The organism is Citrobacter sp. Cs237, assembly GCF_030332325.1.
Lineage (GTDB): Bacteria > Pseudomonadota > Gammaproteobacteria > Enterobacterales > Enterobacteriaceae > Citrobacter_A > Citrobacter_A sedlakii.
Genome location: NZ_JAOWIB010000028.1, coordinates 1 through 260 on the forward strand (window position 1 = coordinate 1; position 260 = coordinate 260).

1 protein-coding gene is annotated in these 260 nt (G+C 70.4%); it reads left to right on the forward strand.

Annotated elements, in window-relative coordinates; genetic code table 11:
* Positions 1–260: Ig-like domain-containing protein (locus tag OGY07_RS00140; protein WP_286597918.1), on the forward strand; the 260-nt coding region annotated here is incomplete at both ends.

Below are 260 nucleotides of genomic sequence, written 5' to 3' on the forward strand. Positions count from 1 at the left end.
GGCGGCACCACCACCGCCCCGGCGGGTCAGACGGTGACCGTGACGATTGGCGGCACCGGCTACACCACCCAGGTGCAGGCGAACGGCAGCTGGAGCGTGACCGTGCCGGCAGCGGACGTGGCGTCCCTCGCCAGCGGCACCGTAACGGCCAGCGTGGCAGACGCCGCCGGTAACACCGGCTCGGCCAGCCATACCCTGACCGTTGACACTGCCGCGCCGGTGGTGACCATCAACACCGTGGCGACCGACGACATCATCAA